The sequence below is a fragment of the Herbaspirillum sp. YR522 genome (assembly GCF_000282575.1).
Classification (GTDB): domain Bacteria; phylum Pseudomonadota; class Gammaproteobacteria; order Burkholderiales; family Burkholderiaceae_D; genus Herbaspirillum.
The window spans coordinates 17,075-42,608 of the sequence record NZ_AKJA01000007.1; the positions used below are offsets into that span (position 1 = coordinate 17,075).

A 25,534-nucleotide genomic window follows, 5' to 3' on the forward strand; every position below is an offset into this window, starting at 1 on the left:
GGTCTCGAGGGCGGCGATAGAATGGCGAAGTCCGACCACGGTCCGACCTGCATCGTGTCGACCGGAACAACACCGATGGACACGCCCGACTCATCCACCATCCTGCATCCACACCCATGATCAAGGTCCACCACCTGGGCATTTCCCAATCCGAACGCATCCTCTGGCTTTGTGAAGAGCTGGGCTTGCCCTATGAACTGATCCACCACACGCGGGACCAGCTCACCCGCCTGTCGCCGCCCGAGTTGCGCCGGCTTCATCCGCTGGGCGCGGCGCCGGTGATCGAAGACGGCGAGTTGTTGCTGGCCGAGTCGGCGGCCATCGTCGAGTACCTCATCACGGTGCATGGCGATGGCCGTCTCAAGCTGGCGCCACCGCATCCGGATTACGCCGCCTACCTGTACTGGTTCCATTTTGCCAATGGCAACCTGCAATCCGTGATGATGCGCAACATGACGGTGCAGCGTGCCGGCCTGGCGCCCGATCATCCGTTGCTCGCTGCCACCCGCGACCGGGTAGAGCGGGTGCTGTCGTTGCTGCAACACCGTCTGGGCCAGGTCCCGTACCTGGCCGGCAGCGAGTTCACGGCCGCGGATGTGATGAGCCTGTTCTCGTTGAGCACCATGCGCCATTTCCAGCCGCTCGACCTGTCTGCCTACCCGCACATCCTGGCCTACATGAAGCGGCTCGGCGAACGCCCGGCCTACCGCCGTGCGATGGCCAAGGGCGATCCCGGCTTCACGCCCCTGCTCGACTGAGCGGGGACGGCCGCGCCGCGCAAGCCGTTGCCGGCCAATGTGACGCCGCGACTGGCAAGGGCAACCACGGATGCCGATTGGCAAACCTTCTGATCGCACCGTTCGCGCTCTGCGCGTGTCGGTCGCCAGGGCGGGTACACTGTGTGCCGTTCCCGCCCGCTACCCGCTCATCATGGCCACCGCAAAGCGCAAGACCGCAAGCAAGCAGACCACTTCCGAAACCAGTTTCTCGTTGAAGCTGCCGGCGGGCTACCATCCGGGCGACGTATTGAGCTTTCACGGCCGCGACCAGCAGCAGCTGGCCGAAGCCGTGACCCAGTCCGGATTGCGCAAGGGCGTACTGCTGGACGACACGCCAGCGGTGGTCGATATCGCATTGACCGACAAGCGCGCGGAGTGCGTCATCCGTGCCGATGGCGCCTGGACCGACACCATGGACGCGCAGGCCAGGCAGGTGTTGTCCAGCCTGCTCGGCCTGCGCCTGGACCCGCGCCCGTTCGCCGCCTTCGTGGCCGCCGACCCGCTGTTCGGTCCGTTGACCAGGAAGCAGAAGGGCCTGCGCATCGTACAGGCGTCCAGCATCTTCGAGGCCCTGACCTGGGCGGTGATGGGGCAGCAGATCAATGTCTCGTTCGCCGTCTCGCTCAGGCGCACGTTCATCGAACTGGCAGGCCGGCGCCACAGCAGCGGCCTGTGGTGTTATCCCGCGCCCGCCGACGCGGCCCGGCTGCCGCTGCAGGAGTTGACCACGCGCCAGTATTCGCGCTCCAAGGCCGAGACGATATTGCGATTGGCCACCATGATGGCCAATGGCGAGCTCGACCTGGTCGAGCGTGACGCCAACCCGATCGAGTCCATCTGCGCGGCGCTGCTGGCGGTCAAGGGCATCGGTCCGTGGACCGTCAATTACGCGCTGTTGAGGGGATTCGGCCATGCCGATTGCTCGCTGCATGGCGATGTGGCGGTGCGTTCGGCGATCGGCAAGCTATGCGGGCATGCGGTGCGGCCCGACATCCCGGCGGCCGAGCGATTCCTCAAGCGCTACAGTCCGCACCGGACCATGGCGGCAGCCCATCTGTGGGCCAGCCTGAAGGTGGAATCGGCCTATTGAACGGGGCCTGGCGCCAGCCCGATCAGGCCCAGGCGGCCGGCGCGATCCCGGGCAGGGCCATGAAGCCCGGTTTGGCGAACCAGTAGCCCTGCATCAGCGAAATGCCGGCACTGCACAGGAAGTCGCGTTCCTCGCGGGTTTCTATGCCCTCGGCCAGCACCCGGATACCGAGTTCGCGGCAGATGCCGGTAATGCCCCTGACGATGGCTTGCCGTGGCTTGTGGAGGTGGATGTCGCGCACCAGGTCCATATCGATCTTGACGATGTCGGGCTGGTATTCGGCCAGCAGGTTCAGTCCGGCATAGCCGGCGCCGAAGTCGTCGATGGCGGTCTGGAAACCGAAGCGGCGGTATTGGCGGAAGATGTCGACCAGGTGCGGCCGGTCCTGGATATGTTCGCCCTCGGTCACTTCGAAGATGATGTTCTCGATCGGGAAACCATGCGTGCGCGCCGCTTCGAAGGTGCTGCGAATACAGACCTCGGGGCGGTACACGGCATTGGGCAGGAAGTTGATCGACAGCAGCGAGGTCATCCCCAGCCGGGCGGCCCCTTCGACGGCCTTCATCCGGCACGCCTGGTCGAAGCGATACTGGTTGCCCTCATTGACCTGCGCCAGCACGCTGGCGGCCGACTCCCCCGCCGGCCCCCGCACCAGTGCCTCGAAGGCATAGACCGACCGGGTGTCGAGATCGACGATGGGCTGATAGGCGAATTCGAAGGCGATGTCGTCCTGGGCCGGAGCCTGGCAGCCGCCGCAGCCGGCTTTTCCGGCAGGGAGAATATCTTGGTGGATCGGGATCATGCGCGCTGGCCCTACAGGCTGAGAATGGTCGGTTAATGGCGTGGCGCCCGGTTCAATTGGAGCGCGAAAGTCGAATTGTCGCATTCGCGCCAGCGCTCGGATATCGGAATATCTCCTACATGCAACTTTTGCTTCAGGCGGTCACTACCCTGTCCACCGGCAGCAACCCTTGCGAGAAATCAGTCAGGTTGCGCACCGTGGTGTCCATGATCTGGCCGATGGCTTCCTCGGTGAAGAAGGCCTGGTGGCCGGTGACGATGACATTGGGGAACGAGACCAGGCGCTGGATCACATCGTCGGTGATGATGGTGGAAGACAAGTCCTGGAAGAACAGGCTGGCCTCCTGCTCGTAGACGTCGATGGCCAGGCCGCGCAGGCGGGCGCTCTTGAGCGCGCCGATGGCAGCTTCGGTGTCGACCAGCCCGCCGCGGCTGGTGTTGACCAGGATGCAACCCGGCTTGACCATTGCCAGTGTGCGCGCATTGACGATATGCCGGGTCTGTTCGGTCAGTGGGCAGTGCAGCGAGACGACGTCGCTGCTGGCCAGCAGCTCGTCGGTGCCGACATAACGCGCGCCCAGCTGCTCGAATTGTGGGTTGGGATGGGTGTCGTAACCCAGCAAGCGGCAGCCGAAGCCGGCCATGATGCGGGCGAAGATGGTGCCGATCTTGCCGGTGCCGATCACGCCGACCGTCTTGCCGTGCAGGTCGACGCCCATCAGGCCGTCGAGCTCGAAGTTGCCCTCGCGGGTGCGGACGCTGGCACGCGCGATCTTGCGATTGACCGCCAGCAGCAGGCCGACGGCGAATTCGGCCACCGAATAGGGCGAATAATCGGCCACCCGCATCACCGTGATGCCGACCCGGCCGGCGGCGGCCACATCGATATGGTTGTAGCCGGTCGAGCGCGTCAGCACCAGGCGCGTCCCCTGCCGTGCCAGCTGCACCAGCACCTCGGCGCTGACGTCGTCGTTGACGAATACGCATACCGCTTCGCAGCCTGCGGCCAGGGCCGCGGTGCCGGCGTCGAGCCCGTCCTGCAGGAACAGCAGTTCATGTGCGCCATCCCGGTTGGCGCGGGACAGCAGGGTCTGGTCGTAACGGCGGGTGCTGAAGACGGCGGTTTTCATGGTGGTTTTCCCCGGGGATGCACTACGCGTGGATGTCGGTCGGCTACCGGCAAGGATATCCTGCCGGCCAGGCGTTTCCATGACCTCGAGCAAACGCGGCCACCGGGCATGCGGCACCGCGCGGCCGCTGCCTCAGGAAACGGGTTTGCGGGAACGCCGGCGGGGCGCCTTCAGCAGGGTCGGGCACATCGGGTCGCGTCCGCTCTCGATGCTCTCTTCCAGCACGCGCTTGAGCGCCTCGATGTCGCGGCGCTGGCCGGCAAGCGCCAACTCGAGTGCGCGCAGTTCAGCCAGTCGCAACTCGATCTGTTCGATGGTGCGGGACTTGGAGCAGGCGCCGTCGTCCGAGAACATGCGGCGGATATTGTCCAGCGAAAACCCCAGGTTCTGCACCGCCACCACGATGCGCAGCTGCTGCAGGGCGCGCTCGTCGTAGTGCCGGTATCCATTCGCGCCGCGCGCCGGCGAGCTGATCAGCCCCTGTTCTTCATAGAATCGTATGGCCGACGTCGCCAGCCCGGTCTTGCGGGCCAGTTCACCTATCTTCATGGTACTTGACCTTCAAGTTGACTTGAAACTTATTATACGTGTGCAAGCCCATCGCCAGCGCCGCCGACAACGCGCTGACGGCCGGCCGATTTTTCATTGCAACGACGATGCATGCCAGGCATCGCTTGCCAACCGCTGACACGAGGACATTTGATGAGCGATCTATTGCAAGACATGAACTGGCGCTATGCCACCAAGAAATACGATGCCGCCAAGGTGGTGCCGGCCGAGAAGCTGGAGCGGATCCTGGAAGCGATCCGCCTGGCGCCGACCTCGAGCGGCCTGCAGCCGTTCGAAGTGCTGGTGGTCACCAACCCCGGGGTGCGCGAGAGGATCAAGGCAGTCGCATGGAACCAGGCGCAGGTCACCGACAGCTCGCACCTGCTGGTGTTTGCAGCATGGGACGACATCACCGCCGAGCGGGTCAACCAGATGTTCGACCTGGTGAACCGGCAACGCGGCACCGTCAATGAAGGCTGGGAAGCCTACCGCCAGCAGTTGCTCGGTATCGTGGCCGCGCGCGGAACGCAGGTCAATGCCCAAAGCGCGGCGCGCCAGGCCTATATCGCGCTGGGCTTTGCGCTGCTGGCGGCGGCCGCCGAGCGGGTCGACTCGACCCCGATGGAAGGCTTCGATCCCGATGCCGTCGACGATATCCTGGGCCTGAAGAGCCGCGGCCTGCGCAGCGTGGTGATGCTGCCGCTGGGTTACCGGGCAGGCGAGGGCGACTGGCTGGTCGACCTGGTCAAGGTGCGCCGCGCCAAGGCGGACCTGTTTGTCGAAGTGAAGTAGGCGCCGCCGGCCGTGCGGTGTCAGCCGGGCCGGCGCGGCTGGCCACCTAGCCCAGATAGAGAGTGCGGGCGTTCTTGTCGAAGATCCGTTCGCAATGGCCGTCGACGATGGCAATGCTGCGCGCGGCGCCCGCCGTCGGCTGCTTGTGCGACAGCCGATAGCAGGTATAGGGCGGTGGCGGATCGGTCAGTTCGCGGATCATGTAGGGACCGCGCGCGAGCGTGGCCTCGGCCAGCCAGCGCGGCACGATTGCCCATTGGTCGGTGTGATTGAGCATCGACAGGATCAGGTAGCCGCTGTCGAGCTTGATACGGGACGGTGTCAGCGGGTCCCACCAGTGATCGTGCCAGGCGTCGAACTGGCGCCCCCAGGGCACGAACAGTTCATGCTCGGCGGCCAGGTCTTGGGGCCGCACCTTTTTGCCCGGCCTGGACTTGCCGTCGTGCAGGCCCAGTACCACCATCGGCGAACTCAGGAACACCTCCACCTTCACGTTGGGCGAACTGCGTTCGCGCAGCGTGAAGGCCAGGTCCAGCTTGCGTTGCTCGATCTTTTCATACATTTCATCCGAATGCAGCGTCAGGATCTCGATCTTCATGGCGGGATGATCTGCGTGCAGCTGCCGGTAAAGGCGCGGCAGCACGAACACGTTCAGGCTGTCGACGGCAGCCACGGTCAGGCTCAGGCGGGGGCCCTGCGCGCTCAATATCTCCACCTCGCGCGACAGCAGTTGCCACTGCTCGGCAATGCGCAGGAACTCCTCGCCGCTGGGGGTAAGCCTGACCTGGCGAATACCTTTGCCGCGTTCCAGCAATTGCATGCCCAGCTCTTCCTCGAGCGCCTTGATGCGCTTGCTGATGGATGTCTGCGTCAGATTCAGGCCGTCCGCGGCGGCGCTGAGGCTGCCGGTGCGCACGATCTCCAGGAAGGTGCCGATGGCGTGGGGGAACATAGGGCATCCATAAAGATTTAATAATCGCTTGACGACTATTTTATCGTCAAACAACTCATTTTACGGTTTTGATTATCCTATTTAGAATCTCCGACAGCACACAGTCCTTCACCAGATGCCGCAGAAGCATCGTGCGAAGCAAAACCAAATTACGGAGATACACCATGTCGCAATCGCCAGCCCCAGTGGCTGCTTCCACTGCCCCGGCCGTCAAGCCCACCCGGTTCCGCTGGGTCGTGGCGATCCTGATCTTCCTGATCTACACCATCGCCGCGGCCGATCGCGCCAACATCGGCGTGGCCTTGCCGTTCATCCGCAAGGAATTCGCGATGAGCAACACCGAAGCCGGTGCGCTGCTGAGCCTGTTCCTGTTTGCATATGCCTTGGCCCAGCTGCCGTCAGGGTTTGCCACCAGCCGCTTCGGGGTGCGGCGCATCTTCACCGGGGCGATGATCCTGACCTCGGTCTTTACCGGCCTCATCGGCACCACCACGTCCATCATCGGCCTGAAGATCTACCGCTTCGCGCTCGGCCTGGCCGAAGGCCCGCTGCCGGTCGGCATCGCCGCCACCATCAACAACTGGTTTCCGCCGCACGAAAAGGGTACCGCCAGCGGTATCTTCCTGTCGGCGGTGAAGTTCGGTCCGGTGATCGTGCCGCCGGTCTGCGCGGCCATCATCGCCGTGTGGGGATGGCGCGAGATCTTTATCTTCTTCGCCGTTCCCGGCTTGCTGTTCTCGGTCATCTGGTATTTCTTCGTGACCAACCATCCGTCCCAGAGCAGCCGCGTGTCGCAGGCCGAGCTGGATTACATCACCGGTGAGGCCGTCCCCGCCACGGTCGTGGCGGGTACCCCGGCAAGGGTGGCCAGGCCGGCGCCGGCCTGGCTCGACAGCTTCGTTCGCGCGCGCCGGCTGGCACCGCTGACCGACAGCAGGAGCGTGTTCCGCTCGTGGAACATCCTGGGTTGCGCCCTGGGTTACTGCTTCCAGCTGGGCATCTCCAATGTGTTGCTGGCCTGGATCCCGACCTACCTGCTGTCGGTCAAGAAGTTTTCTGTCATGAACATGGGCTTCGTCGCCGCCGCGCCGTGGGTGGGCGCCGTGATCGGCAACCTGCTGGGCGGCATGGTGTCCGATCGCCTGCTCTACAAGCGTCGCAAGCCCGGCATGATGCTGTCGGCCCTGGCCACTGCCGGCATGATGTACGCGCTGATCAATTCGCCGGCCGATCCGCTGAGCTATGGCTTGCTGCTGTTCGCCACCGGCATCCTGCTCAGTTTCGGTTACTCCGCCTACATGGCCTATCCGATGGGCGTGGCCGACAAGAAGACCTTCCCCATTGCCAGCTCGGTGGTCAACATGGGCGGCCAGCTGGGCGGCGCCATCGCGCCCCTGGCCACCGGCATGCTGCTCGACAGCTATGGCTGGGACTACGTATTCGCCTTCATGGCCATCGGCTCGCTGCTCAGTTTCGTGGTGCTGCTGACCATCGCCGAACCGGTCGACGCCTGAGCCTTTCCAACATCACCGAGACGAGAAGATCATGAGCAACCCGGCATTCACCATCAACCCCGCGCCCCAAGTAGCCGAAGCTGGCGTCATCGAGGCCCTGCAATCGATCGTGGTCTCGCACCTGAGCGACAACCTGCAGCGCCTGTCCGGCATCACCGGGCTGCAGCGCATCCACGGTTCGCGCAAGCTGGTCGGTACCGCATTCACGGTCAAGACCCGTCCCGGTGACAACCTGCTGATCTACAAGGCGCTCATGATGATGCAGCCCGGTCATGTGCTGGTGGTCGACGGCGGCGGCGAGACCAGCAATGCGCTGGTGGGCGAGCTGATCATGCTGTATGCCCAGCAGCGCGGCTGCGCCGGCTTCGTGGTGGATGCGGCGGTGCGCGACACGGCCGCCTTCGCGCAGGCGGATTTTCCCTGCTACGCACGCGGCGTGAGCCATCGTGGACCCTACAAGAGCGGACCGGGCCAGTTGAACGTGCCGGTCAGCGTCGACGGCCAGGTGATCCATCCGGGCGACATCGTCGTCGGCGACGAGGACGGCGTGGTCTGCTTTGCCCAGGACCGGGCACAAGCGCTCATCGAGGCGGCGCGCAAGACCGCCGCGGTCGAAGACGGCATCAAGGCCGAGATCGCCAACGGCCGGGTCGAACAGGCCTGGCTGGCCAAGGTGCTGGGGCCGTTCGACCTGTAGCTGCCCGAGTCAGCGTTATTTCCCTTCCCACATCACGTGCCGCCCCCGGGTGGCGCCGTGGATGATCATTGCCTGCCGCAAGGCGTTACCTTTCCTGGCCCCGTATGACGAACAAGGCATTGCAGCGTTTTTTGTCGCTCCACGATTTCGAGAAGGCCGCCAAGGCGCTGCTGCCGGCGCCGCTCTATGCCTATGTGTCGGGTGCGGTGGAGGACGAGGAATCGATCGGCGCGAACCGCTCGGCGTTCAGGAACTACGCCTTCAGGCCCAATGTGCTGGTCGACGTCTCCCAGGTCGATACCTCGATGACCCTGTTCGGCGTCAAGTATTCGACGCCGGTGGGTGTGGCGCCGATGGGGATCGCCGCGATGACCAGCTATCGCGGCGATATCGCCCTGGCGTTGGCCGCCAGGCGCGCCGGCGCCATGTGCATCATGAGCGGATCATCGCTGATCGGGCTGGAAGAAGTGATGGCGGCCGCGCCGGGCACCTGGTTCCAGGCCTACCTGCCGGGCCAGCAGCAGCAGATCGATGCACTGATCCAGCGCGTGCAGCATGCCGGGGTCGAGGTCCTGGTGCTGACGGTCGACACGCCCGTGGCCGCCAATCGCGAAAACAACCTGCGCGCCGGTTTCTCGACCCCGTTGCGTCCAAGTGTGGCGCTGGCCTGGCAAGGCGTCACTCATCCCCGATGGCTATGGGGTACCTTCGCCAAGACCCTGCTGCGGCACGGCATGCCGCACTTCGAGAACAACTATGCCACCCGTGGCGCGCCGATCGTGTCGTCCAACGTATTGCGCGATTTCTCCGACCGTGGGCACCTGGACTGGGAGCATGTGGCCCGGGTAAGGAAGATGTGGAAGGGGCCGCTGGTGATCAAGGGCATTCTCAACGTCGCCGACCTGGCCCGGGCCAAAAACATCGGTGCCGACGCCATCATCGTTTCCAACCACGGCGGCCGCCAGCTCGACGGCAGCGTCGCGCCGCTGCTGGTGTTGCCCGAGATGATCGAGGCCGCCGGGGATTTTCCGGTGATGATCGATAGCGGGATACGGCGCGGCACGGACGTGCTCAAGGCCATGGCGCTGGGCGCCAGGGCGGCCTGGATCGGTCGCCCCTTCAACTACGCCGCCACCGTGGGCGGCGAGGCCGGCGTGAGCCATGCGCTGGAATTGATCAAGCAGGAGATCAAGCGTGACATGGGCCTGCTGGGCGTGGCCAGCGTGGCAGCCATTGCGCGGCATCACCTGTGCAGCAGCCGCTGAGGCAATAAGCGGCTGGCAGGCGTGGGCTAGCCTGCGGCGCCAGGTGGCACGAGAACGGCGGCGCGAATTGCGCGGCGCCGCCGTCGAATGCACCCTGGGGCAGGGCCGCAGGCATCACCTCAACGGCTCAGGGCCGCTTAACGTGCGCCACTGGCAAATGCCTGCTTCAGGCGTTCGCCCGCATACGCCTGCGCTTGCCGGGCCTTGTCCACCACCGCCGCGGTACCGAAGAACTCGTGGGTCACGCCTTCGTAGTCCCTGCGTTCCACCGGCACCCCGGCCTTCTTCAATGCGTCTTCCATCTTCGCGCCATCGCTGCGCAGCGGGTCGATGCGGGCGTTGATCAGGGTCACCGATGGCAGCCCGTCGAGCTTGGCCTCGATCAATTGCAGGCGGGGATCCTTCAAGTCATCCTTGGATCGTACCAGGTGATCGACGAACCACTTCACCATGGCCCGGTTGAGCGGCTGCGCCACCGAGTTCTCGATATAGGATTCGGTGTTCAGGCTGGTTTGCGTCACAGGGTAGATCGCCAGCACATGCGACGGGGCCTGCAGCTTGGCATCGCGGGCGGCAATCGCGGTAGCCAGCGCCAGGTTGCCGCCGGCGCTTTCGCCGGCCAGTGCCACGCGCTTGCCATCGCCCTTGATGGAGGCCGCATTGGCCAGCGCCCAGCGATACGACGCCAGGGCGTCGTCCCATGCAGCCGGGAACTTGTTTTCGGGGGCCTGGCGGTAGTCGACCGACACCACCACCGCGTTGGCCGACTTGGCCAGGCCGCGCGCGCCGCCGTCATACACATGACGGTCGGCAATGACCCAGCCGCCGCCGTGGAAGTACACCACCACCGGGAACGGGCCTGTTCCCTCCGGGGTATAGACGGTCGCCGGCAGCGAGCCGGCCGCGCCGGTCACGGTGATGTCCTTGCTGGTCACGCCAGGCACCAGTGCCTGCGGATCGGTACTCTTTCCTTGCTGCTTGAGCACCACATTGACTGCATCGGCGATGGTCGGATTCTTGCGTGCGGTTGCCACGTCGGCCTTCTCGATGGCCTTGGGATCGAGGCTGGCATGGGCGTCGAGCACGGCCAGCATCTCCTTGTCGGCGCGAACCTTTCCGGCCGCCTTGGCCACCGCCGTCTTGACCGGGTTGGGCTTGGCCGATGTATCGTCGGCGGCGAAGGCCGCAGCACATAACGACGATGCCGCTACCGCGCCGATGGTGGTGAGGCACAGCACTTTGAACGATGTCTTCAATTTCAACTCCCTTTTTTCAGATGGATGGGATGCAGCGATGGGTTGGCGTACGCTGGAACGACTGTCCAGTCGATTTAAGCCTCATATTAGAAAAATCGACATGTCGAGGTCTGTCGGCGATTTACCCAAGTTGGGGTGGGTGGCTTACCCCAGGGGACATGGAACCCGAACGGCAGGGGTTCCTATCAGGCCGTGACAAGGTGTCGGTATCGGGATAAGTGGGAATGCAGGTAGGCGTGATTCGGTGTTAGTCCGATTCTGTTTTGCGCAAGCCACCGCTACACTCCAGCCAATCGAGCGAGCTATGCAATCGCTTTCGCAATCGCTTTTCTTTACCATGTCGGGAGTAGTCATGCAAACAAAGATAATCAGCTTGTCGCGGTCGGTGGTACTGGCCGGTGCCGGCCTGTTGCTGGCGGGGGCCGCCGGTGGCGCGTGGGCGGACGAGCCAAGCTTGTCCATCCTCGAACCCAAGGGCGGCGCGACCGTGACCAGCCCGTTCAAGGTGCGCCTGGCGGCCCACTCCATGACCACCGGACCGGCCGGCAAGCTGGTACCCAATACCGGCCATCATCACCTGCTGATCAATGAAATTCCCATCGGCAAGGGCAAGGTCATTCCCAACGACAAGACGCACATCCATCTCGACCAGGGCCAGACCGAGACCGAGCTGTCGCTGCCGCCGGGCAAATACAAGCTGACTGCCCAGTTTGCCGATGGCGAACACCGGGCCTATGGCTACATGATGGTCAACGGTATCAACATCACGGTGAAATGATCGCAATCGCCTGCGTCGGCGTCCCGGACCGGGCAGCGTCGACGCGGCGGCAAGCTCGGCTGCAATGCATCCCGGGCCGCACTGACAGCGAATCCTCACAGCCATTTCTCCGCTTTTCTTATTCCATCGTCATGGTGCCTGGCGCATCATGGCCTTCCTGCGCAACATCGGCGCAGGTAATCCGAGCATTCTTATAGGAGCATTGAAATGGCAAACCAGAATCAAGGCAGTAACCGAGGCGGCAGCCACGAACAGCACGTTCAGGCCGGCCAGCAAAGCCATAAGAACAGCGCGCAGCAACAGCAGCAATCCAATAGCGCATCGAACCAGCAGCAAGGTGGCGGCACCCGCGGCGGCACGCATGAGCAACACGTGCAGGCTGGCCAACAGAGCCACAAGAACAATGCGCAGCAACAGCAGGGCAATAGCGGCTCCAACCAGCAGCATGGTGGCACGCGCGGCGGTTCGCACGAACAGCATGTGCAAGCCGGGCAGCAAAGTCACAAGAACAGTTGATCGAGTCTGTTGCCTGGACCGCGCGGCGATTGCCATCGGGCAATCGCCGCGCTTTTTCATTGGCCGGGCCGCATGCCCTGCGCGAATCCCGGCGTGGTCTCGATATGGACCACCTGGACATCCATGTTTCGTTATTGCCAAGCAGTACGAGGGGCCCGACCAAAACGTGTAACGGCCGCGACAGATGGAAAGAAAGAGTTGGGGTTCGATCAACTAAAGGCAAAACGCCTCATCGCGTGATATATGCTCCTTGCTTACGCCGCTAGATAAAAGAAATAGGCAAATTGTTTGTCAGTTTGTAAATGGCGAAAGTAGAAATGAACTTGTCTGCGATATGGGCAACCCTGCGGCAGAATCTTTCCCTCGAACGGGGCAAGCCGGAGTTGCTGAGGGCGCAATACAAGGCCTTCTCCCGCAAGGTCCCGATGATGTACGTGATCCTGCTGGTCAATACCTGGGCCTTGGCATTCACGCACCTGGATTCGACCCCCCGATGGTTGACCATTTATTTTCCGACCGCGCTGACGCTGATATGCGCGGTGCGCTTCGTATCCTGGTGGCGCGTGCGCAGCACCGAACCCGATGCAGAGCTGGCCTGGAGAGCCTTGAGGCGAACCAGCCGCCTGGTCGGGCCGATCGCCATGGCGTTCTCGCTGTGGGCGGTGACGATGTTTCCCTACGGCGACGACTACGCGCGCGCGCACGTTGCGTTCTACATGGGCATCACCATCGTCAGCTGCATCTTCTGCCTCATGTACCTGCGCTCGGCCGCGCTCACGGGCGCGCTGATCGTCAATGGCATCTTTGCGGTGTTCTTCATCTCGACCAACATCCCCACCTTCATCGCGGCTGCCATCAACGTCGCGCTGGTGACACTGGTGATGCTGGTCATCGTGTCCAGCCATTACAACGAATTCACGCTGCTGGTCGACTCGCGCGAGAAGGCGGCCGCGCTGAGCGAAGAGAACTACGAACTGGCCAACCTCGACCCGCTTACCCGCATCGCCAATCGGCGCAAGTTCTTTGCCACGCTCGAAGGCGCATGCGAGCGGGCGGTTGCGGCCGAGACACGGTTTGCCATCGCCATTCTCGACCTGGACGGGTTCAAGTCGATCAACGACCTGTACGGCCATTCGCACGGCGACCAGCTGTTGATCGAAGTAGCCAACCGATTGCGCCGGGTGGCCGACGAGCGGGTCCATGTCGCTCGCCTGGGAGGCGATGAATTCGCGGTCATCATCGATTCCGGTCTCGATGACGCCAGCTTGCATGATTTCTGCCAGCATATCTGCGACATGCTTCGCGCTTCCTTCCTGCTGTCCAATTCCATGGTGCAGGTGGCGGCCTCGCTTGGCGTGGCGACCTTCCCGGACATGGCGGGTGACGCCAAGACGCTGTACGAGCATGCGGACTACGCGCTCTATCACGGAAAACGCAACCGCAAGGGAACCGTCACGCTGTTCTCGAACGCCGACAAGGCCGATATTCAGCGCAATGCGATCATCGAGCAAGCGCTTCGGCTGGCCGATTTCGACCACGAATTGTCGGTTCATTTCCAGCCCATCGTCGATTTGCAGAGCAATGCCACCATCGCGTTCGAAGCGCTGGCGCGCTGGACCAGCCCCAGGGTCGGCATGGTGTCGCCCGATGTCTTCATCCCGGCTGCCGAGCGCATGGGGATCATCGGCCAGATCAGCGAGAACCTGATGCGCAAGGCGTTGCGCATCGCCAGTACATGGCCCTCGCACATTCACATCTCGTTCAACCTGTCGGCCGATGACCTCAATGGCGTCGAAGGCATCGACAAGTTCGCCAAGGTAATCCGCCAGATGGATTTCGATCCTGGCAGGCTGGACCTGGAGATCACCGAAACGGCCACCCTGTACGACCTGGACAAGACCAAGCGGGTGATCAGTGCGTTGCGCGACTTCGGATGCGGTGTCACGCTGGACGACTTCGGGACGGGCTATTCGAGCCTGACGCAACTGCACGCATTGCCGCTGACCCGAATCAAGATCGACAAGAGCTTCGTGCTCGATATCGAAAGCAATCCGGTCAGCCGCAAGATCGTCAAGTCGCTGCTTACGCTGAGTCGCGACATGAGCCTGGGCTGCGTGGTGGAGGGGGTGGAGTCCGAAGCCGCACGCGACATCCTGGTGCAGCTCGGGGCGACCCTCGGCCAGGGTTATTTCTACTCGCGCCCGCTGGCCGCGCAGGACGTGCCGGGCTGGCTGGCTGCTACCGCCCACGCCTGAGCCGGCCGGACCCGGTGGCCTGGCGACTTGCCCGGCGCGGTGGATAGGCAGGAAGACGCACCGGACACCGTGCTGTCAACGGCAATTGCCGGCGACACCGGCGCTGCCATGTCGCACCGTCATCGATGCGGGCGCACGCGGCTTCAGTTCCTGGCCTCGAACACATAACCGATGCCCCACACCGTATGCAGCAGTTTCTTTTCGAAGCCGTCGTCCAGCTTGGCGCGCAGCCGGCGAACGGCCACGTCGACCACGTTGGTATCGCTATCGAAGTTCATGTCCCAGACCTGGGACGCGATCTGGGTGCGCGAGAGCACCTCGCCCGGACGTCGGATCAGCATGTGCAGCAGCGAGAACTGCTTGGCCGTCAGGTCGAGCCGCTGGCCGCCGCGGGTGACCTTGCGGCGTAGTACGTCCACGGCCACATCGGCGTATTGGATGACATCGGCTTCGCGGCTCGGGCCGCGCCGCAGCAGCGTCCTGACCCGCGCCAGCAGTTCGGTGAACGCGAACGGCTTGACCAGGTAGTCGTCGGCACCCAGCTCGAGACCCTTGACCCGGTCCTCGACGTCGTCGCGGGCGGTCAGGAACAGCACCGGGGTGTCGTGCGTGCGGCGCAGTTCGCGCAGCAGGTCCCACCCGTTCATGCCGGGCAGCATGACATCCAGGATGATCAGGCTGTATTGCAGCGTGCGGGCCTGATGCAGGCCATCCACACCGCTCCGGACCCAGTCGACCACGAAGCCCGACTCGGTCAGGCCACGACGCAGATAGTCGCCGGCCTTCGGCTCGTCTTCCACCAACAGCACATACATGAACGGGCTCCTTGCAATAACGGCATCGCGACTTTGGCTGGCGTGGCCCATTCATTACAAGCTCGTCATCAATGGGCAATCTTTCTGTGCGACCTACCTCTCTAGAATTCATTCCAACGATGCGCCACGCAAGAAGCCGGCGGTCGAAATCGCCTGCCACAGGCGACCTGTTTTCAACTTCCCTCTAGGAGAATTGGCATGAAAGTCTCGCAAATATTCGTTGGTACCCTGGCCGCTGTCTTCTCGCTGTCGGCATTCGCACAAATGACGGTCAAGACCGAAGCCGAGCGCGAGCGCGCCAACCTGACCGCGCGTGGCAACTATCCGGTGATCAAGTTCGAGAGTACCAAGTCGCGCGCCGAGGTGATGGCCGAACTGAAGTCGGCGCACGCGGCGGCGCCGATGCAGGTGGGCAAGGCCAGGCCTGCGCCGGCCGCTGGCGCGATGCAGGAGAAGGTGAGCGATCCTTCTCTTTACAATGGGGCCTGATCGGCAGGCGCGACCAGAGCGGGCCGCTTCATCCGGTGATGGAGCGGCCCTTATTGCATCGGCCTCGTCACCCTGCGATTGCTGACAGGCAGCGCGACATCCGATGTGCGCCGCACTGCCAGGTCAATGAAGCCCTCCATCCCGGCGGTCGATCTGCGCACGGCATCGATCCCGCCCGCTACCTTGCCTGCCACAGGCGCCTCTATCACGACCACGCGGTCGACCCACTCTTCACGATTGCAACGACCGGATCCGGCAACAGACGTTTCCGGCTTGGCGCTTGTCCGGGACTCGCCAGCCTTGGCCAGAAGCAACCAGGCGCCAGCGGCTGTCGCACGGTGCGACACGATCCATTCCCGGTGCACCCCACGCACCATCAGGTTTCATCTTGCGTTCCTTTGGTGAGCCAATAGTCCATCCATAAGACGAAATGGGCCTTTCAGGCCTGGCACGCTTTCTGCATAAAACAAGTAAAACGGTTTTTATATGAATCGTCAGTTTATATATGGAACAAAATAGCCTATTTTGTCCGGAAATATCTGCTATATTTCTCGGAAATATCTCCCATATATAAATCGTTGTTTCATATATGGAACGTTCGGTCCCTGGTCGGAGACACCCGCAATCAATAGCGGCGGTCCGGGAAATCGTTGAGGTGCGCAGGCACCGCGTCATCACAGCAGAGGCAACATGATCGAAATCGAATTCCGCAATGTCGGCAAGAGCTTCGTCGACCGCCAGACCGCGCAACCGCGCGCGGCCGTCACCAACGTCAACCTGTCCATCAAGAGCGGCGAGGTGGTATCCATCATCGGTCCCTCCGGTTGCGGCAAGAGCACGCTGCTCAACATGGGCGCCGGGCTCTACCTGCCCACCGACGGCGAGGTATTCGTCAGCGGCCAGAAGGTGACCAAGCCGGTGCGCAAGGTCGCCTTCATGCTGCAGAAGGACCTCCTGATGCCGTGGCGCAACATTCGCGCCAATGTGACCCTGGGGTTGGAGATCGACGGCATGTCGCAGGCCGAGCGCTGCCGCATCGCCGACGAGTTGCTGGCCAAGTGCCACCTCAAGGGATTCGAAGAGCACTATCCGTACCAACTCTCCGGTGGCATGCGCCAACGCGCGGCGCTGGCGCGCACCCTGGCGGTCGACCCGCAGGTGCTGCTGCTGGACGAGCCATTCTCGGCCCTCGATGCGCAGACCAAGATGGTGCTGCAGCAAGACCTGGCCAAGATGCTCTACGAAAAGAAGAAGACTGCGCTGTTCATCACTCACGACCTGGTCGAGGCCATCGCCCTGTCCGATCGGCTGCTGGTCATGAGCGAGCGCCCCGGCACCATCGTCGAGGAAATCGAAGTCGACCTGCCGTTCCGCGACAACCCGCTGGAGCGCCGCAAGCTGCCCGAGATCGGTCCGCTGCAAGGGCGGCTGATGGAATTGCTCAAGGTCGGCAAGGAAACCGCCGAGCTGCACTGAACCTGGTCATACCAACGTCAACGAAATCCCCAAGGGAGAGCCACCAGCATGAAGCAACTGATCGCATCCGCCTGTAGCGCATTGGCCATGGTCGCAGCCATCGGCGCGGCCATCGTTCCCGTCGTGGCCCATGCCGCGCCGGAAGAAGTCACCTACCTGTTGCCGGCGCCGCCCAATGCGCCGGCCTTCGCGCCCTGGGTCCTGGCCCAGCACAAGGGTTACTACGCCGACGAAAACCTGAAGGTCAACTTCATCGTCGCCAAGGGCGGGGTCGACGTCGCCAAGCAGATCGGCGCCGGCAATGCGGTCATCGGCGGCGCCATCGGCGATACCCCGATCGTGGTGCGCGCCAATGGCATCCCGGTCAAGGCCATCGCGGTGCTGGGTGCCGGCTCGGTGACCATGGTCGCGGCCAACCCCGGCGAGGGTATCAAGGCAATGAAGGACCTCAAGGGCAAGACCGTCACCGTCATGTCCTATACCGACACCACCTACTACGCGTTCCTGGGCAGCCTCAAGACCGCCGGCCTGTCCAAGACCGACGTCCAGATCCAGGCCGCCGGGCCGGCCGGCGTGTGGCAGTTGTACACCACCGGCAAGTCCCAGGCGTTTGCCGGCGTACCCGACTGGGTGGTCAATGCCACCGATGCCGGCGCGAAGGTGGAGTTGCTCGACAACGGCGGCTTCAAGAGCATGGCGCAGGCGATCCTGGCCTCGGACGACACCATCAAGAAGAACCCCGAGCTGCTCAAGCGCCTGGTGCGCGCCACGCTGCGCGGCATGGCCGACATCATGAAGGACCCCAAGGCGGCCGCCGATGACTATGTCGCCGCGCTGCCCAGCTACAAGGGCAAGCAGGCCAGCATCCAGGCCACCTTCGAGATGTACAACAAATATGTCTACGCCAACCAGAAGACCCTGGGCCAGATCGACAGCGCGCGCATGGACGCGGTGCAGAAGTTCTACGTCAGCGAAGGCATCGTCACCAAGGCCACGCCCGTCAATGACCTGTTCACCAACCAGTTCACCGGAATCGCCAAGTAAACATGAATACCACCACAGCCAAAGAACTGACCATGCCATCCGTCGAGCCCGCCGCCAAGCCCCGCCGTCCCCGGCTGAGCGAAAAAGCCAGCACCGTCTGCGGCAGCCTGGTGCTGCTGGTGGTGTTCATCGCCGCCTGGCAATGGGGCCCGGGCCTGATGGGCATGCCCGAATACATCCTGCCCAACTTCATGCAGGTGGTGCGTGAATCGGTAGTGATGTGGAACAACGCCCAACTGCTGCAGCACTTCGGCATCACCGCCATGGAAGTGGTGTTCGGCTTCCTCTTCGGTGCCTTGCTGGGGCTGGCCGTGGGCGTGGCGCTGGGCCTGTCGCCACGGGCCGAGGCGATGCTGTCGCCTTACATCCTGGCGTTGCAGATCGCGCCCAAGGTCGCCTTCGCTCCGCTGTTCGTGATGTGGCTCGGCTACACCATCTATCCCAAGATCATCGTGGCGGTCCTGATCGTGTTCTTCCCGATCATGATCAACGTGCTGTCGGCGGTGCGTACGGTCGATCCCGACATGGTCAACCTGGTACGCACCCTCAACGCCGGCCGCTGGCAGATCTTCCACCTGGTCGAGTTCCGCTCGGCACTGCCGGCGCTGTTCTCGGGCCTGCGTATCGCCTCGACGCTGTCGGTCATCGGCGTGACCGTGGGTGAGCTGGTAGGTGGCAACCAGGGGCTGGGCTACCTGCTGGTGGACGGCGAAGGGCAGGGCAACACCGCTGCGGTGTTCGTGGCCATCGTGGCGCTGACCTTGATCGGCGTGATCACCTATGGGTTCGTGGTGTGGGCCGAACGCAAGGTCCTGCACTACCTGCCCAAGGCCAATACCAGCACCGTCTGATCGCCCACCACGCACATCACTTCACCGATACGGGAGCAGCACATGTCAGCAACAAGCACGGCCAACCTTCTGGCGGGGCGGCGCATCCTGGTCACGGGCAGCGCCCGCGGCCTGGGCCTGGCGTTCGTCACGGCGATCGCCGAGGCCGGCGCGATGGTGGCCATGGCCGACATCCTGCAAGAGCAGCTGGGCCAGGCGGTGGCCGCATTGAAGGCGCGTGGCTTGAAGGTCGAAGGCTTCGCCCTCGACCTGGGCGACCCGCAATCGGTGCAGGCCTGCGCCGACGGTGCGCTGGCCTGGATGGGCGGCCTGGATGGCCTGGTCAACAACGCCGCCATCACCAATTCCGGCGGCAAGACCAGCGAGCAACTCGAGATCGCGATGTGGGACCGCGTCATGGATGTCAACGTGCGCGGTACCTGGCTCATGACCAATGCCTGCCTGCCGGCGTTGCGCGCCAGCGGCCGGGGCGCGGTGGTGAACCTGTCGTCGGACACCCCGCTGTGGGGCGCGCCCAACCTGCTGGCCTACGTCGCCAGCAAGAGCGCGGTGATCGGCATGACCCGTTCGCTGGCGCGCGAGCTGGGCGGCGACAACATCACGGTCAATGCCGTGGCGCCGGGGCTGACGCTGGTGGAGGCTACCCAATACGTGCCGCAGGCACGTCACCAGACCTATTTCGATCGCCGCGCCATCCAGCGCGACCAGTTGCCCGAGGATGTCTGCGGCGCCGTCCTGTTCGCCCTGTCGGACATGGCGCGCTTCTTCACCGGGCAGGTGATGGCGGTCAACGGCGGTTTCGTCTTCAACTGAATTGAACAGACCAACGCAAGGAGAACAGCATGACCGACATGTCCGAACAGGAAAACATCGCCCGCAGCTGGGACCGTCCCGATGGCAGCAGCTTCGCCGACTGGATGGAGTCGCGCGTGGCGCGCCTGTCCACCCGCAAGTACGACTGGAACGCCCTCAAGTTCCAGGCCGACTACGACCCCAAGTTCCGTCGCGCCCAGATGCGCTACATCGGCACTGGCGGCACCGGCGTGTCGCATGACACCAATGTGATCCCGTCGGAGCATTTCACCTTCTCCACCATGATCATCCCGGCCGGCCACGAAGGTCCGCCGCACCTGCACATCGACGTCGAGGAAGTGTTCTTCGTGTTGCGCGGCAAGTTGAAGCTGGTGCTGGAAAAGGATGGCGAGCGCTTCGAGACCATCCTGACCGACCGCGACGTGGTGTCGGTGCCGCCAGGCGTGTATCGCGAAGAGATCAACATCGGCGACGAAGACGCGCTGATGTGCGTGATGCTGGGCGCCAAGAAGCCCATCACACCGACCTATCCGCCCGAGCACCCGCTGGCGTCGATCAAGCGCTGAGACCGGCCAGGATCCCGACCATGACCAACCCTGCCACCGTGGCCTGCGCCGACGTCCCGGAAGACCGGCTGGCGCTGCTCGAAGCCCGCTTCGCCGAGCGCGCCGTCGATGTCGGCGGCGCGGTGGTGTCGTATCGCAGCTGCGGCAGCGGCCCGGTGGTGGTGCTGTTGCACGGGATCAGTTCGGGCGCCGCGTCGTGGCTGCAATGCGCCCTCAAGCTGGAGCCGCATGCCCGCGTGATCGCCTGGAACGCGCCCGGCTACGGCCGTTCGACCCCATTGCCGATGGCGCGTCCGAAGGCCGCCGACTATGCGTTGCGGCTGCAGCAGATGCTGGACGCGCTGCAGGTGCATGAGTGCCTGCTGGTCGGCCACTCGCTGGGCGCGCTGATGGCCGCAGCCTACCTCGCCGGCCCCCGGCCGCACGCCCGTCGCACGCTGCTGGCCAGCCCGGCGCTGGGTTATGGCACGCCGGACAAGCAGGCCCGCGCCCGCGAGATCGAGCAGGAGCGCCTGGGCGCCTTGCACACGCTGGGCATCGATGCAATGGCCAGGCGCCCCTCGCGGCTGCTGTCGGAACATGCCAGCGAGGCCGATCGCGCCTGGGTGCGCTGGAACATGCAGTGGCTGGACCCGGCCGGCTACACGCAGGCAGTGCACCTGCTGTGCGGCGATGATATCCACGGCTACCTGGCGGCAGCGCCCAAGGACGGCGTTGCGGTGACCTGCGGTGCGCTCGACGTGGTCACCACGCCGGCGGCCAGCCGTGCCATGGCGGCGCAATTTGCGTTGCCCTTCCACTTGGTGGATGCTGCCGGCCACGCCTGTTACATCGAACAGCCGACCGCCTTCGCGGCCACGATCCGCGAACAACTCGTTTAACCAATTCAACCACCACCACGATCATGAACAAACCAGTGCTGCCAGAAGAAGAGTCGCAAGACAAGTACTCCGTACCGGGCCTCGAGCGCGGCCTGCGCCTGTTGTGCGAATTCAATCGCCAGGACAAGACCCTGTCGGCGCCGGAATTGGCACGCCGCCTGGATGTGCCGCGTTCCACCGTATTCCGCCTGCTGGCGACGCTGGAACGCATGGGCTTCGTCGAGCGTACCGACGGCGGGCGCGACTATCGCCTGGGCATGGCGGTGCTGCGCCTGGGTTTCGAATACCTCGCCTCGCTGGAACTGACCGAGATCGGCCGTCCGTTGCTGGAACGCCTGCGCGACGAGATCGGCTATTCCTGCAACCTGGTGGTGCGCGATGGCCGCTCGATCGTCTACGTCGCCAAATCGGTGACCCAGACCGCCTTCGCCAGCCACGTCACGGTCGGCACCCGCCTGCCGGCACACGCCACCGTGCTGGGCCGGGTGCTGCTGGAAGACCTGAGCCTGGCGCAGTTGCGCGACCTGTATCCGGAAGAACACCTGGAAGTCTTCTCCAGCAATACCCCCAAGACCGTGGTCGAGCTGTTCGACATGGTGCAGAAGGACAAGGAGCGCGGCTTCGTGCTGCAGGAAGGCTTCTTCGAGACCAGCATCTCCACCGTCGCCGCGCCGATTCGCGACCACTCGGGTCATGTGGTCGCAGCCATGGGCGCCACCATCCCGTCGCCGCATATCGATACCGGCCAGCTCGACAGCATCGTCGCCCGCGTGCGCGATACCGCCGCCGAACTGTCGCGCCTGCTCGACCATTCGCCCCAGCGCGGCGAGGGCAAGGTCATCAACATGTGGCAAGGCTGATCGATCATGGGCATGACTGAACTTCACGGCAAGGTCGCCGTCGTCACCGGCGGCTCGTCCGGTATCGGCCTGGCCACCGTCGAATTGCTGCTCGAGGCCGGCGCCGCCGTGGCGCTGTGCGGTCGCAGTGCCGAGCGCCTGCAACAGGCCGAGGCCGGCTTGCGCCAACGCTTTCCGCAGGCGCGCCTGCTTACCGCGACCTGCGACGTGCTGGCGCCGGCACAGGTGCAGGCCTTCGCCGACGCCGTCCAGGCCGAGCTGGGCCCGGTGTCGATCCTGGTCAACAACGCCGGCCAGGGCCGCGTGTCGACCTTCGCCGACACCAGCGACGAGGCCTGGAGCGAAGAGCTGCGCCTGAAGTTCTTTTCGGTCATCTACCCGACCCGGGCCTTCCTGCCGCAGCTGCAGCGCATGAGCGCCACGCATGGCGACGCCGCCATCGTCTGCGTCAATTCGCTGCTGGCCGAGCAGCCCGAACCGCACATGGTGGCCACTTCGGCCGCCCGCGCCGGCGTGCACAACCTGGTGCGCTCGCTGGCCACCGAATTTGCCACCGGCGCCGCACCGCGCGTGCGCGTCAACGGCATCCTGATCGGACTGGTCGAATCAGGCCAGTGGCGTCGCCGCTTCGATGCGCGCGGCCCCGAATTGCAGGGCCAGGACTGGCGGCAATGGACTGCCGACCTGGCCGCAAGGAAAAATATCCAACTCGGCCGTCTCGGCCTTCCCCAGGAAGCCGCGCGCGCGATCGTCTTTCTCGCCACGCCGCTTTCCTCGTACACCACAGGGTGCCATATCGATGTTTCAGGAGGACTTTCCCGCCATGCCTAATACCACCAACCAAGTAACCGTAGGCTGCGCCATCGCGGCTTTCCTCGAGCAGTGCGGCGTCAAGGCGGCGTTCGGCGTGATCTCGATCCACAACATGCCGATCCTGGATGCCTTCGGCGAACGCGGCAGGATCCGCTTCATCCCGGCCCGCGGCGAAGCCGGCGGCGCCAACATGGCCGACGCCTGCGCTCGCAGCACCGCCAGCCTGGGCGTGTGCCTGACCTCCACCGGCACCGCCGCCGGCAATGCCGCCGGCGCCATGGTCGAGGCCCTGACCGCCGGCACGCCGCTGCTGCACCTGACCGGCCAGATCGAGACCCCTTACCTGGACCAGAGCCTGGCCTACATCCACGAGGCGCCGGACCAGTTGACCATGTTGAAGGCGATCTCCAAGGCCGCCTTCCGCATCCGCAGCGTCGAGACCGCCATCAGCACCATCAAGCTGGCCGTGCAGACCGCGCTGACGCCGCCGATGGGCCCGGTCTCGGTGGAGATCCCGATCGACATCCAGTCCGCCCTGATTCCGATGCCCAACGACCTGCAGCCGCTGGCGATCCCGCAGAACGTGCCATCCGAACACGCCCTGGACGAACTGGCCGAGCGCCTGCTGAAGGCCCGGCGTCCGCTGCTGTGGCTGGGTGGTGGCGCCCGCCACGCCCGGGCCCAGGTCGAGCGCCTGATGGCCTTGGGCTTCGGCGTGGTGACCAGTACCCAGGGCCGCGGCATCGTGGCCGAGGACGATGCGCGCTCGCTGGGCGCCTTCAACCTGCACAAGCCGGTCGAGAACTTCTACCAGACCTGCGACGCCATGCTGGTAGTCGGCTCGCGCCTGCGCGGCAACGAAACCCTGAAGTACGAACTCAAGCTGCCGCGGCCGCTGTACCGCGTCGACGCCGACCCGGCCGCCGAAGGCCGCTGCTACACCAGCGACTACTTCGTCTGCGGCGATTCGGCGCTGGTGCTCGATGGCCTGGCCGACCGCCTGGCTGCCATGCAGGTCGACCCGACCTTCATGGGCGACCTGCAGAAGGCCCGCGACAGCGCCGTCAACGGCCTGGTCGACGGCCTCGGTCCCTATAGTGCGCTTGTGGAGCAACTGCAGCAGGCCGCCGGCCGAGAATTCAACTGGGTGCGCGACGTGACGGTGTCCAACAGCACCTGGGGCAATCGCTTCCTGCGCATCTTCGACCCGCGCGCCGGCGTGCACGCCCTGGGCGGCGGCATCGGCCAGGGCCTGGCGATGGGTATCGGCGCGGCCATCGGCGCGGCGGTATCGGGTTCGGGCAAGAAGACCTTCACGCTGGCCGGCGACGGCGGCTTCATCCTCAACCTGGGTGAGCTGGCGACCGCGGTACAGGAGCAGGCCGACATGGTCATCGTGTTGATGAACGACAAGGGCTACGGCGTCATCAAGAACATCCAGGATGCCCAGTACGGCGGGCGTCGCCACTACGTCGATCTGCATACGCCCGATTACGCGCAACTGTCGTCGGCGCTGAAGTTGCGCCACAAGCGCATCAGCAACCTGGCCGATGTCGCCGCCGGCCTGGACGAGGCGCTGTCGCAGGCCGGCCCGTTCCTGCTGGAAATCGACATGCTGTCCATCGGCAGCTTCAAGACCGCCTTCGCCGGCCCACCGGTCAACGAGACCGAGAAGGCCGCCGCTGCCGCCGCCGCCGTGGTCGAGGCTGCTACCGCCGCAGTCACCGCGGCATAAGGAGAAGGCGATGTTGCATGTATCGATGATCGGTTGCGGTGCCATCGGCATCGGCGTCATGGAGCTGCTCAAGAGCGATCCCGAGGTCGCCTTCGATCTCATCGTCGTGCCCGAGGCCAACGTCGCCAATGCCACCCCGGTGGTGTCGTCGTTGGCGCCGGCGGCGCGCGTGGTGGCGCGCCTGGGCGAGACGCGTCCCGACCTGCTGATCGAATGCGCCGGCCATCGCGCCATTGAAGAGCATGTGATCCCGGCGCTGGAGCGCGGCATTGCCTGCATGGTGGTGTCGATCGGCGCCCTGTCCGAACCGGGCCTGGTGGAAAAGCTGGAAGCCGCGGCCCGTCGCGGCAAGACCCAGGTGCAATTGCTCTCGGGCGCCATCGGCGCCATCGACGCCTTGTCCGCGGCCAAGGTGGGCGGCCTGGAGTCGGTGGTCTATACCGGGCGCAAGCCGCCGCTGGCCTGGAAGGACACCCCGGCCGACGGCCCCTTCGAGCTGGACCGCCTGACCGAGGCCACCGTGATCTTCGAGGGCAGCGCCCGCGAAGCGGCGCGGCTGTTCCCGAAGAACGCCAACGTCGCCGCCACCTTGTCGCTGGCCGGCCTGGGGCTGGACCACACCCGCGTGCGGCTGTATGCCGACCCGGGCGTGAGCGAGAACGTCCACCATGTCGAGGCCCGTGGCGCCTTCGGCGGCTTCGAGCTGACCATGCGCGGCAAGCCGCTGGCCGCCAACCCCAAAACCTCCGCGCTGACGGTCTACAGCGTGGTGCGTGCGCTGGGCAACCGCGCGCACGCCTTGTCTATCTGATGACGC

26 protein-coding genes are annotated in these 25,534 nt (G+C 64.5%); 19 read left to right on the forward strand and 7 right to left on the reverse strand.

Features of this window, described 5'->3' with window-relative positions; translation table 11 throughout:
* Positions 1-116 precede the first annotated feature (116 nt).
* Both PMI40_RS00520 and PMI40_RS00525 read left to right on the forward strand, forming a co-directional pair.
* Positions 117-758: a glutathione S-transferase family protein gene (locus PMI40_RS00520; RefSeq protein WP_008111023.1), complete on the forward strand. Its 642-nt coding sequence runs from the start codon at positions 117-119 to the stop codon at positions 756-758.
* Between the two features lie 172 nt (positions 759-930).
* Positions 931-1,869, forward strand: a complete 939-nt coding sequence (locus PMI40_RS00525; RefSeq protein WP_157221409.1) for a DNA-3-methyladenine glycosylase — start codon at positions 931-933, stop codon at positions 1,867-1,869.
* A gap of 22 nt (positions 1,870-1,891) precedes the next feature.
* Here PMI40_RS00525 and PMI40_RS00530 read toward each other — a convergent pair whose 3' ends face one another.
* The 3 genes from PMI40_RS00530 to PMI40_RS00540 all read right to left on the reverse strand — a co-directional run bounded on the left by PMI40_RS00530 (position 1,892) and on the right by PMI40_RS00540 (position 4,349).
* Positions 1,892-2,671 carry an EAL domain-containing protein gene (locus tag PMI40_RS00530; RefSeq protein WP_008111026.1) on the reverse strand — a complete coding sequence of 260 codons (780 nt, stop codon included), beginning with the start codon at positions 2,669-2,671 and terminating at the stop codon, positions 1,892-1,894.
* A 133-nt stretch (positions 2,672-2,804) separates the two neighbouring features.
* A complete protein-coding gene (locus PMI40_RS00535; RefSeq protein WP_008111027.1) occupies positions 2,805-3,800 on the reverse strand; it encodes a 2-hydroxyacid dehydrogenase in 996 nt (331 codons plus the stop codon).
* A 132-nt stretch (positions 3,801-3,932) separates the two neighbouring features.
* On the reverse strand, positions 3,933-4,349 hold the full coding sequence (locus PMI40_RS00540; RefSeq protein ID WP_008111029.1) for a MerR family transcriptional regulator: 417 nt from the start codon (positions 4,347-4,349) through the stop codon (positions 3,933-3,935).
* Between the two features lie 153 nt (positions 4,350-4,502).
* On the opposite strand from PMI40_RS00540, the gene PMI40_RS00545 reads away from it, so the two are divergent.
* Complete coding sequence (locus PMI40_RS00545; RefSeq protein ID WP_008111032.1) at positions 4,503-5,141, forward strand: NAD(P)H-dependent oxidoreductase; 639 nt, start codon at positions 4,503-4,505, stop codon at positions 5,139-5,141.
* A gap of 46 nt (positions 5,142-5,187) precedes the next feature.
* On the opposite strand, the gene PMI40_RS00550 is transcribed toward PMI40_RS00545, so the two are convergent.
* Positions 5,188-6,093, reverse strand: coding sequence for a LysR family transcriptional regulator (locus tag PMI40_RS00550; RefSeq protein ID WP_008111033.1), 906 nt, complete (start codon positions 6,091-6,093; stop codon positions 5,188-5,190).
* Between the two features lie 164 nt (positions 6,094-6,257).
* On the opposite strand from PMI40_RS00550, the gene PMI40_RS00555 reads away from it, so the two are divergent.
* The 3 genes from PMI40_RS00555 to PMI40_RS00565 all read left to right on the forward strand — a co-directional run bounded on the left by PMI40_RS00555 (position 6,258) and on the right by PMI40_RS00565 (position 9,569).
* A complete protein-coding gene (locus PMI40_RS00555) occupies positions 6,258-7,607 on the forward strand; it encodes an MFS transporter (protein WP_008111034.1) in 1,350 nt (449 codons plus the stop codon).
* Between the two features lie 31 nt (positions 7,608-7,638).
* Positions 7,639-8,304, forward strand: coding sequence for an RraA family protein (locus tag PMI40_RS00560; protein WP_008111036.1), 666 nt, complete (start codon positions 7,639-7,641; stop codon positions 8,302-8,304).
* A gap of 104 nt (positions 8,305-8,408) precedes the next feature.
* The gene (locus tag PMI40_RS00565) at positions 8,409-9,569 is read left to right on the forward strand and encodes an alpha-hydroxy acid oxidase (protein WP_008111038.1); all 1,161 of its coding nucleotides are present in this window, start codon (positions 8,409-8,411) and stop codon (positions 9,567-9,569) included.
* Positions 9,570-9,706: 137 nt separating this feature from the next.
* Here PMI40_RS00565 and PMI40_RS00570 read toward each other — a convergent pair whose 3' ends face one another.
* Positions 9,707-10,825 (reverse strand): alpha/beta hydrolase, encoded by a 1,119-nt coding sequence (locus PMI40_RS00570; protein WP_008111040.1) that lies wholly within the window; start codon positions 10,823-10,825, stop codon positions 9,707-9,709.
* Positions 10,826-11,177: 352 nt separating this feature from the next.
* Between PMI40_RS00570 and PMI40_RS00575 the strand changes: the two genes are divergently transcribed.
* Complete coding sequence (locus PMI40_RS00575) at positions 11,178-11,603, forward strand: DUF4399 domain-containing protein (RefSeq protein WP_008111042.1); 426 nt, start codon at positions 11,178-11,180, stop codon at positions 11,601-11,603.
* Positions 11,604-11,732: 129 nt separating this feature from the next.
* Here the strand turns inward: PMI40_RS00575 and PMI40_RS23590 are convergent, their stop codons facing one another.
* Positions 11,733-12,179 carry a hypothetical protein gene (locus PMI40_RS23590; protein WP_157221410.1) on the reverse strand — a complete coding sequence of 149 codons (447 nt, stop codon included), beginning with the start codon at positions 12,177-12,179 and terminating at the stop codon, positions 11,733-11,735.
* A 257-nt stretch (positions 12,180-12,436) separates the two neighbouring features.
* On the opposite strand from PMI40_RS23590, the gene PMI40_RS00585 reads away from it, so the two are divergent.
* Positions 12,437-14,374 (forward strand): bifunctional diguanylate cyclase/phosphodiesterase, encoded by a 1,938-nt coding sequence (locus PMI40_RS00585; RefSeq protein ID WP_008111046.1) that lies wholly within the window; start codon positions 12,437-12,439, stop codon positions 14,372-14,374.
* 143 nt (positions 14,375-14,517) lie between these two features.
* Here the strand turns inward: PMI40_RS00585 and PMI40_RS00590 are convergent, their stop codons facing one another.
* Positions 14,518-15,189, reverse strand: a complete 672-nt coding sequence (locus tag PMI40_RS00590) for a heavy metal response regulator transcription factor (RefSeq protein WP_008111048.1) — start codon at positions 15,187-15,189, stop codon at positions 14,518-14,520.
* A 198-nt stretch (positions 15,190-15,387) separates the two neighbouring features.
* Between PMI40_RS00590 and PMI40_RS00595 the strand changes: the two genes are divergently transcribed.
* The 11 genes from PMI40_RS00595 (at position 15,388) to PMI40_RS00650 (ending at position 25,528) form a co-directional block, all read left to right on the forward strand.
* On the forward strand, positions 15,388-15,678 hold the full coding sequence (locus PMI40_RS00595) for a DUF4148 domain-containing protein (RefSeq protein WP_008111050.1): 291 nt from the start codon (positions 15,388-15,390) through the stop codon (positions 15,676-15,678).
* 690 nt (positions 15,679-16,368) lie between these two features.
* Entirely contained in the window at positions 16,369-17,154 is a 786-nt protein-coding gene (locus tag PMI40_RS00605) for an ABC transporter ATP-binding protein (RefSeq protein WP_008111052.1), read from the forward strand.
* Between the two features lie 48 nt (positions 17,155-17,202).
* Entirely contained in the window at positions 17,203-18,198 is a 996-nt protein-coding gene (locus PMI40_RS00610) for an ABC transporter substrate-binding protein (protein ID WP_008111054.1), read from the forward strand.
* Positions 18,199-18,200: 2 nt separating this feature from the next.
* Positions 18,201-19,049, forward strand: a complete 849-nt coding sequence (locus tag PMI40_RS00615; RefSeq protein WP_008111057.1) for an ABC transporter permease — start codon at positions 18,201-18,203, stop codon at positions 19,047-19,049.
* 42 nt (positions 19,050-19,091) lie between these two features.
* The gene (locus PMI40_RS00620) at positions 19,092-19,862 is read left to right on the forward strand and encodes an SDR family oxidoreductase (protein WP_008111060.1); all 771 of its coding nucleotides are present in this window, start codon (positions 19,092-19,094) and stop codon (positions 19,860-19,862) included.
* A 29-nt stretch (positions 19,863-19,891) separates the two neighbouring features.
* Positions 19,892-20,428 (forward strand): cupin domain-containing protein, encoded by a 537-nt coding sequence (locus PMI40_RS00625; protein WP_008111062.1) that lies wholly within the window; start codon positions 19,892-19,894, stop codon positions 20,426-20,428.
* Positions 20,429-20,448: 20 nt separating this feature from the next.
* The gene (locus PMI40_RS00630) at positions 20,449-21,309 is read left to right on the forward strand and encodes an alpha/beta fold hydrolase (RefSeq protein WP_008111064.1); all 861 of its coding nucleotides are present in this window, start codon (positions 20,449-20,451) and stop codon (positions 21,307-21,309) included.
* Positions 21,310-21,332: 23 nt separating this feature from the next.
* On the forward strand, positions 21,333-22,169 hold the full coding sequence (locus PMI40_RS00635) for an IclR family transcriptional regulator (RefSeq protein WP_008111067.1): 837 nt from the start codon (positions 21,333-21,335) through the stop codon (positions 22,167-22,169).
* Between the two features lie 6 nt (positions 22,170-22,175).
* The gene (locus tag PMI40_RS00640) at positions 22,176-23,000 is read left to right on the forward strand and encodes an SDR family oxidoreductase (protein ID WP_008111069.1); all 825 of its coding nucleotides are present in this window, start codon (positions 22,176-22,178) and stop codon (positions 22,998-23,000) included.
* Positions 22,993-24,717: a thiamine pyrophosphate-binding protein gene (locus PMI40_RS00645; protein WP_008111071.1), complete on the forward strand. Its 1,725-nt coding sequence runs from the start codon at positions 22,993-22,995 to the stop codon at positions 24,715-24,717. The genes PMI40_RS00640 and PMI40_RS00645 overlap by 8 nt, the downstream gene beginning before the upstream one ends.
* 10 nt (positions 24,718-24,727) lie before the next feature.
* Entirely contained in the window at positions 24,728-25,528 is an 801-nt protein-coding gene (locus tag PMI40_RS00650; RefSeq protein ID WP_008111073.1) for an aspartate dehydrogenase, read from the forward strand.
* Positions 25,529-25,534 lie beyond the last annotated feature (6 nt).